Origin of the sequence: Phenylobacterium sp. (assembly GCF_037968635.1) — a bacterium.
Lineage (GTDB): Bacteria > Pseudomonadota > Alphaproteobacteria > Caulobacterales > Caulobacteraceae > Phenylobacterium.
Genome location: NZ_JBBKVV010000087.1, coordinates 40,381 through 47,051, shown reverse-complemented (window position 1 = coordinate 47,051; position 6,671 = coordinate 40,381). Strand labels below are relative to the sequence as shown.

Genomic DNA, 6,671 nt, shown 5'->3' with positions numbered 1-6,671 from the left:
ATCGTGTCGCCCGCCCAGCCGCCGCGGTGGGCGGCGGGGTGGCGGGCGACACGCTGGCGACGGTGGCGGGCGGGACCTGATCGGCGGCGAGATCGAGGGGATCGGCCTGCGGCTTCTTCGCCTCCGGCTTTTTCTCGTCCTCGACCTTCTCCACCACAGGCGGCGGGGCGGCGAGGGCTTCGTCGCCCAGCGGCTTGGCGTCGGTGGCCTGGAGCTGGATGCCGGACGCCGCGCCTGCGGGCCCCTCGCCCGGCAGCCGCGCCTTTTCCGGCGCGCCGCGCACGCCCAGGACAAAGCCGCCCACGGCGCACAGGCCGATGATCACGGCCACAACTCTCAAGACGCTGCGCGGCATGCTCCACATGACGCAAAGTCCTAATGCGGATCGTTGGAAAGTGGAATTGCGATTGCTGGGAAGTCGTCCACAGAAAGCGCGATCGGTCGCAGCCGGGGTAAACGCCTCTTAACCACCTGACGCCCATAGACTGAGACTTCCAGAATGGGAGCGTGGTGTATGGCGCGGGTGGCGCGAAAGACGGGTTTGGAGCTGGGGCTGCATATTGCGGGCCTCGCCTGGACTCATCCGACCACCGCGCGGCTTCGAGGCGGCGTGATCGCGGCGTCCGGCGCGGCCTTCGCCGTGGCCCTGGCCACCTACAACGCCGCCGACCCCAGCCTCAACGCCGCCTCCCCCTTCGCGGCCGCCAACGCCCTGGGCGGCCCCGGCGCCACCGCCGCCGACATCGGCATCCAGTCCCTGGGCCTGGCCGCGGGCGTCGCGGCCCTGCTGATGGTGCTGTTTGGCCTCTATCGCGCGGTTTCCGCGCGCCCTGACGAGACTCGGAGCCAGGTCCGCCTGCGCGCCGCCATCGGAACCCTCGGTCTGCTGGCCCTGGCCGGCCTGCTGGCCGCCCCGCCCGCGCCGGCCGCCTGGCCGCTGGCCAAGGGCCTGGGCGGCTTCTGGGGTGACGGCCTGCTGCACGGCGTCGCCGGGGTCCTGACCTTCGCCCGCCTGCCTGCCGCGACCCTGATCGCCGCCCTGTTACTGGCCGCCGCCGCCTTTGCCGGTCTGGGCTACGCGATCGGCCTGCGCCGCCTGGACATGAGCTCCACCGCCACCTGGCTGGCCGCCGCCCTGCAACCCAAGGCGCAGCCGCAACCCAAGCCCGTCCGGCCCTCTGTCGCCCGCCGCGCCAGCGCCAAGGCCACGCCAGAGGAGCGCATCCCGGCGTCATCCCTGCCCGGCGCCCCCAAGGTCGCGCCCCTGCCCGAGCCGGCGCCGGAACCCGCCGCCGCGCCCGAACCCTTCGCCGCCCCGGTGGCGGTGAAGATTCCCAAGGCCGCGCCCAAGGAATCCGGCCGCGAAGTGCGTGAGGCCCAGGGCGCCTTCGACTTCGTCAAGACCGGCGGTTTCGCCCTGCCCGAGCTGGCCATGCTGGCCAAGCCCAAGCCCCGCGCCAGCCAGTTCGACGAGGGCGCCCTGCGCCAGAACGCCCAGCTGCTGGAAAGCGTGCTGGCCGAGTTCGGGGTCAAGGGCGCCATCGACCAGATCCGTCCCGGCCCCGTGGTCACCCTCTATGAACTGGTCCCCGCCGCCGGGGTGAAGTCAGCCCGTGTCGTGGCCCTGTCGGACGACATCGCGCGCTCCATGTCGGTGGCCGCCTGCCGCGTCAGCGTGGTGCCCGGCCGCAACGCCATCGGCATTGAGCTGCCCAATGCGCGGCGCGAGACCGTCTATCTGCGCGACCTGCTGGGCAGCAGCGAATATGAGAAGACCGGCGCCGCCCTGCCCATGGCGCTGGGCGAGACCATCGGGGGCGAGCCCTATATCGCCGACCTGTCGAAGATGCCCCACCTGCTGATCGCCGGGACCACCGGCTCGGGCAAGTCGGTGGGGGTCAACGCCATGATCCTGTCGATCCTCTACCGCCTGCCCCCCGAGCAGTGCCGGTTCATCATGATTGACCCGAAGATGCTGGAGCTCAGCGTCTATGACGGCATCCCGCACCTGCTGGCGCCCGTCGTCACCGATCCCAAGAAGGCCATCGTCGCGCTGAAGTGGACCGTGCGCGAGATGGAGGACCGCTATCGGCGGATGTCGAAGATCGGGGTGCGCAACGTCGCCTCCTACAACGACCGCGCCCGCGAGGCCGCCGCCAAGGGCGAGCATTTTGAACGCACGGTTCAGACCGGCTTCGATGACGCCGGCCGGCCGATCTACGAGAGCGAGAAGATCAATCCCGAGGCCATGCCCTATCTGGTGGTGATCATCGACGAGGTGGCCGACCTGATGATGGTGGCCGGCAAGGACGTCGAGGGCGCGGTCCAGCGCCTGGCCCAGATGGCGCGGGCCGCCGGCATCCACCTGGTGATGGCCACCCAACGCCCGTCGGTGGACGTCATCACCGGCACCATCAAGGCCAACTTCCCGACCCGGATCAGCTTCCAGGTCACCTCCAAGATCGACAGCCGCACCATCCTGGGCGAGCAGGGCGCCGAGCAGCTGCTGGGCCAGGGCGACATGCTCTATATGGCCGGCGGCGGTCGCATCACCCGCCTGCACGGACCCTTCGTCTCCGACGGAGAGGTCGAGGCCGTGGCCAAGTTCCTGCGCGAGCAGGGCCAGCCGCAATATCTGGAGGAGGTCACCGCCGGCGGCGATGACGAGGACGGCGCTGGCGACGGCGGCGGCGACGAGGGCGGTTCCGGCGATGATCTCTATGACCGCGCCGTGGCCGTGGTCACCCGCGACAAGAAGGCCTCGACCTCCTACGTCCAGCGCCGCCTGCAGATCGGCTACAACCGCGCCGCCTCGCTGATCGAGCGGATGGAGAACGAGGGCGTCGTCAGTCCCGCCAACCACGCCGGCAAGCGCGAAATCCTGGTCGGCCCGCCGCCCTAAGCCGTTTTCGGATTGTGGCCGGGGCCCAAGCCTCGGTGAGCGGCCCGTCTAAAGTCCGAACCGCACCCACAGTTCGTCATTCTTCAGCACATCGCGGATGAACGCCGCGTGGATTTCGCGTTCGGCGTCGGTGGAGCGGGTCGCCAGCGGCCTGGGCCGGGCGCCATAGGTCGAGGGGTTGGCCACCGCGTAGGCGGCGGTGTCCATGGCCTGGGTCATCAGCTCCAGGCTCCGCTCGCGGCCTCCCTTGAGCTCCAGATAGACCGCGGCCAGCAGCCGGGCGTCGATGAGCGCGCCGTGCTTTTCCCGTTCCGATAGCGAGATCTTGAAGCGCTTGCACAGCGCGTCCAGCGAGTTGGCCATGCCAGGGAATCGCTTGCGGGCCAGGGCCAGGGTGTCGATCCAGCGCGGCTCCTCGACGATCTGCAGGCCGCAGACCCCCAGCTCGTGATTGATGAAGGCGCGGTCGAAGGTGGCGTTGTGGGCGATCAGCGGCGCGTCGCCGACGAAGTCCAAAAAGGCCTGACCCACCTCCGGATGGGCGAACTTGGGCTTGCCGCGCAGGAAGGCGCTCGACAGGCCGTGCACCCGCTCGGCGTCCGGCGGCATGTCGCGTTCCGGGTCGATATAGACGTGGAAATGCCGGCCCGTGGGCAGGAAGTCGTCGATCTCCAGGCAGGCGATTTCCACCAGCCGGTGGCCGAGGTGCGGCTCGAAGCCGGTCGTCTCGGTGTCCATGACGATTTCGCGGGCCATGGCCCTAGATGACCCGGTTCGAAGGCCGATTCAACCGCGCCTCAGGTCGCAGGGGCGGCTTTCTGGGGACGACGCTCCGGGTCCCGAAGGGTGGCGATGATCTCGTGGACCTGGGCGCGGGCATGATCCAGGCCATGGCCGGTCTCGACGACGAAATGGGCCCGCTTGCGCTTTTCGCTGTCGTGCAGCTGGCGCTTCAGGATGTCGTCGAGGCGCTCGGCGGTCCAGCCGGGGCGGGCCAGGACCCGCTGGCGCTGCTGGTCTTCCGGGGCCGAGGCCACCACCACGGCGTCCATATTGGCGTGCCCCCCGGTCTCGAACAGCAGCGGGATATCCATCACCACCATGTCGGCGTTGGCGGCCTGGGCGCGGGCGAAGAAGGCCGTGCGGTCGGCGCCCATCAGCGGGTGGACCACCGCGTTCAGCCTGGCCATCGCCGCATCGTCTCCCAGCACCCTCTGGCGCAGGGCCTCGCGGTCGACGGCGCCGTCGCGGATCACCCCCGGAAAGGCCGCCTCCAGGGGTTCGACGGCGGCGCCGCCTTTCAGATAGAGCTCGGCCACCACGGCGTCGGCGTCATAGACCGGGACACCCGCCTCGCGGAACATGCTCGCGGTGGTGGATTTCCCCATTCCAATGGAGCCGGTCAGGCCGATCATCAGCATTGTTTCAGAGTCCCAGGGCTTGTTTGGCGAGGCTTCGGACGTCGACGCCTGCAGGGGGCGTCTGACCGTAGAAGGCTTCGAAGGACGGGATCGCCTGGCCGATCAGCATGGCCAGGCCATCGACGGTCGGGCGGCCGAGCCCGCGGGCCTCGGCCAGGAACGGCGTGATCAGCGGCTTGTACACCATGTCCATCACCACCGCCGTCGCTGGTGTGGCCGAGATCGGCACGTCGAGACCGGCCGAGCCGGAGAGACCGGCCGAGGTGGCGTTGATCAGGGCGCCCACGCCCTCGAAGACCTTATCGGCCTGCGCCAGGCCATGGGCGGTGACGCCCGGGCCCAGGTCGGCGGCGAGCTCCTGCCCCCTGGCGACCGTGCGGTTGAGGATGCGGATATCCGTGGCCCCCGCGCTGAGAAAGGCGGCCGCCGCGCCCCGGGCCGCGCCGCCGGCCCCCAGGATCGCCACGGGCGCGGCGGCAGGCTCGAAGCCCGGCGCCTGTTCGGCGAAGGCCGCCAGCAGCCCCAGCCCGTCGGTGTTGTCGGCCAGGATCGCGCCGTCCGCCTGGAAGACCAGGACATTGGCCGCCTGGGCCAGGCGCGCCCGCTCGGTGACCGTGTCGGCCAGGGCCAGGGCCTGGGTCTTGAAGGGCACGGTGACGTTCAGTCCCGCCACCGAGCCGCCCCGCAACCCGCCGACGAAGGCGGCGAAGGCCTCGGGGGTCACGGCGAAGGGGACGTAGACCCCGTCGAGTCCCGCCGCCGCCAGCCAGGCGTTGTGCAGGATGGGGCTCATGGAGTGGGCGATGGGCTGGCCCACCACGCCGGCCACCTTGGTGGCGCCGGTGATCCTGGTCATGCCGCCAGCGCCCCATGTTTGCGCAGCAGGTCCAGCAGGCCCAGCAGGGGCAGGCCGAGGATGGCGAAATAGTCGCCCTCGATCCTGAAGAACAGTTGCGCGCCGGGGCCCTCCAGCCGGTAGCAGCCCACCGAGCCCAGGGCGTCGGCCCCTTCGGCGGCCAGATAGTCCTCAAGGAAGGCGTCGGAAAAGTCGCGCATGGTGAGCGTGCAGGTGGCCACCTCTCGCCAGATCGGCTGGCCGTCCCTGGCGACGACCACGGCCGAGTGCAGTTTGTGCGGCTTGCCCCGCAACAGTTTCAGCCGGTCGCGCGCCGCCTCCACCGTCTCGGCCTTGTCGTAGAGCCCGCCCTCGAACTCCAGGGTCTGGTCGGCGCCGATCACGAAGCCCGGCCGGCCGCGCGAGATCTTCACCGCCTTCAGCTCGGCCAGCGCGTCAGCCACATCGCGAGGGGTGCCGCCCTGGCCGAGCAGGGCGGTCTTCACCGCATCCTCGTCGACGCCGGAGACGTGGATTTCGAAGGGCACGCCGGCCCCCGTCAGCACCGCGGTGCGCGCCGCGCTCTTCGACGCCAGGATGATGGGGGCGCTCATCCCAGCACCTCGATCTGGCCGTGGCCGCCGTTCAGCAGGTTCAGCACGGCCGCCGCCGTCTCCTCGACGCTGCGGCGGGTGACGTCGATCACCGGCCATTCCATCCGCTCATAGAGCCGGCGCGCCGCCACCGTCTCCTCGCGGACCGCCTCGATGTCGATATAGGTGCTATCGCGGTCTTCCTTCAGGCTCAGCAGCCGGTTGCGGCGGATCTGGATCAACCGGTCCGGCGAGATGGTCAGGCCCACGATCAGGGCGTTCTTCAGGGTCAGCAGCTTCTCGGTGGGCGCGCGGCCCGGCACCAGCGGCACGTTGGCGGCCCGCACCCCACGGTGGGCCAGATAGATGCAGGTGGGCGTCTTGGAGGTCCGCGAGACCCCCACCAGCACCACGTCGGCCTGGTCCAGGTCCTGGCCGCCCTGGCCGTCGTCGTGGCCGATGGCGTAGTTCAGGGCGTCCATGCGGTTGAAATAGTCGTTGTCCAGGGCGTGCTGCACGCCGACCCGCCGGGTCAGGGCCGCCCCCAGATAACGCGAAAGCGCCGAGACCAGCGGGTCCAGAGCCGGGATACAGGCCATGTCCAGCTTGCGGCAGCCTTCCTCCAGCGCCGCCCGCAGCTCATCATCGACGATGGTGTGGATCACCACGCCGGGCGCGGCTTCGATATCGGTGAGCGCCCGCTCCAACTGCCGTGGCGAACGGACCAGGGCGTAGATGTGCTCGATGGGCAGGACGTTCTCGAACCGGGCGCAGACCGCGCGCGCCATGGCGTTCAGGGTCTCGCCCGTGGAGTCGGAGACCAGGTGCACATGGAAGTAGGTGGCGTAGCGCGAGGCTGGGGTCATTGGGTCTCGAAACGCAGGCTGCGTCGAAATATCTGGGGACAGAGGAGTCGATAC

The 6,671-nt window shown here is 70.0% G+C and carries 7 protein-coding genes; 1 reads left to right on the top strand and 6 read right to left on the bottom strand.

Annotation, left to right across the window (positions count from 1 at the left end):
- Positions 1–364: hypothetical protein (locus AAC997_RS10800; protein ID WP_340645702.1), on the bottom strand; the 364-nt coding region annotated here is incomplete at its 3' end.
- A 150-nt stretch (positions 365–514) separates the two neighbouring features.
- On the opposite strand from AAC997_RS10800, the gene AAC997_RS10795 reads away from it, so the two are divergent.
- Positions 515–2,902, top strand: a complete 2,388-nt coding sequence (locus AAC997_RS10795; protein WP_340645701.1) for a DNA translocase FtsK 4TM domain-containing protein — start codon at positions 515–517, stop codon at positions 2,900–2,902.
- Positions 2,903–2,950: 48 nt separating this feature from the next.
- Here the strand turns inward: AAC997_RS10795 and dnaQ are convergent, their stop codons facing one another.
- The 5 genes from dnaQ to AAC997_RS10770 are packed head-to-tail and all read right to left on the bottom strand — an operon-like array spanning position 2,951 to position 6,617.
- Positions 2,951–3,658: a DNA polymerase III subunit epsilon gene (gene dnaQ / locus AAC997_RS10790; RefSeq protein ID WP_340645700.1), complete on the bottom strand. Its 708-nt coding sequence runs from the start codon at positions 3,656–3,658 to the stop codon at positions 2,951–2,953.
- Positions 3,659–3,699: 41 nt separating this feature from the next.
- Positions 3,700–4,323, bottom strand: a complete 624-nt coding sequence (coaE, locus tag AAC997_RS10785) for a dephospho-CoA kinase (RefSeq protein ID WP_340645699.1) — start codon at positions 4,321–4,323, stop codon at positions 3,700–3,702.
- A gap of 4 nt (positions 4,324–4,327) precedes the next feature.
- A complete protein-coding gene (aroE, locus tag AAC997_RS10780) occupies positions 4,328–5,179 on the bottom strand; it encodes a shikimate dehydrogenase (RefSeq protein WP_340645698.1) in 852 nt (283 codons plus the stop codon).
- Positions 5,176–5,772 carry a Maf family protein gene (locus AAC997_RS10775; protein WP_340645697.1) on the bottom strand — a complete coding sequence of 199 codons (597 nt, stop codon included), beginning with the start codon at positions 5,770–5,772 and terminating at the stop codon, positions 5,176–5,178. Before AAC997_RS10775 ends, aroE begins: the two co-directional genes overlap by 4 nt.
- Positions 5,769–6,617, bottom strand: a complete 849-nt coding sequence (locus AAC997_RS10770) for a pyruvate, water dikinase regulatory protein (RefSeq protein ID WP_340645696.1) — start codon at positions 6,615–6,617, stop codon at positions 5,769–5,771. The genes AAC997_RS10775 and AAC997_RS10770 overlap by 4 nt, the downstream gene beginning before the upstream one ends.
- Positions 6,618–6,671: the final 54 nt, after the last annotated feature.

Coding starts and splice junctions, on each gene's coding strand:
- AAC997_RS10795 (WP_340645701.1), top strand. CDS start 515: ATGGCGCGGGTGGCGCGAAAGACGGGTTTGGAGCTGGGGCTGCATATT.
- dnaQ (WP_340645700.1), bottom strand. CDS start 3,658: ATGGCCCGCGAAATCGTCATGGACACCGAGACGACCGGCTTCGAGCCG.
- AAC997_RS10775 (WP_340645697.1), bottom strand. CDS start 5,772: ATGAGCGCCCCCATCATCCTGGCGTCGAAGAGCGCGGCGCGCACCGCG.
- AAC997_RS10770 (WP_340645696.1), bottom strand. CDS start 6,617: ATGACCCCAGCCTCGCGCTACGCCACCTACTTCCATGTGCACCTGGTC.
- aroE (WP_340645698.1), bottom strand. CDS start 5,179: ATGACCAGGATCACCGGCGCCACCAAGGTGGCCGGCGTGGTGGGCCAG.
- coaE (WP_340645699.1), bottom strand. CDS start 4,323: ATGCTGATGATCGGCCTGACCGGCTCCATTGGAATGGGGAAATCCACC.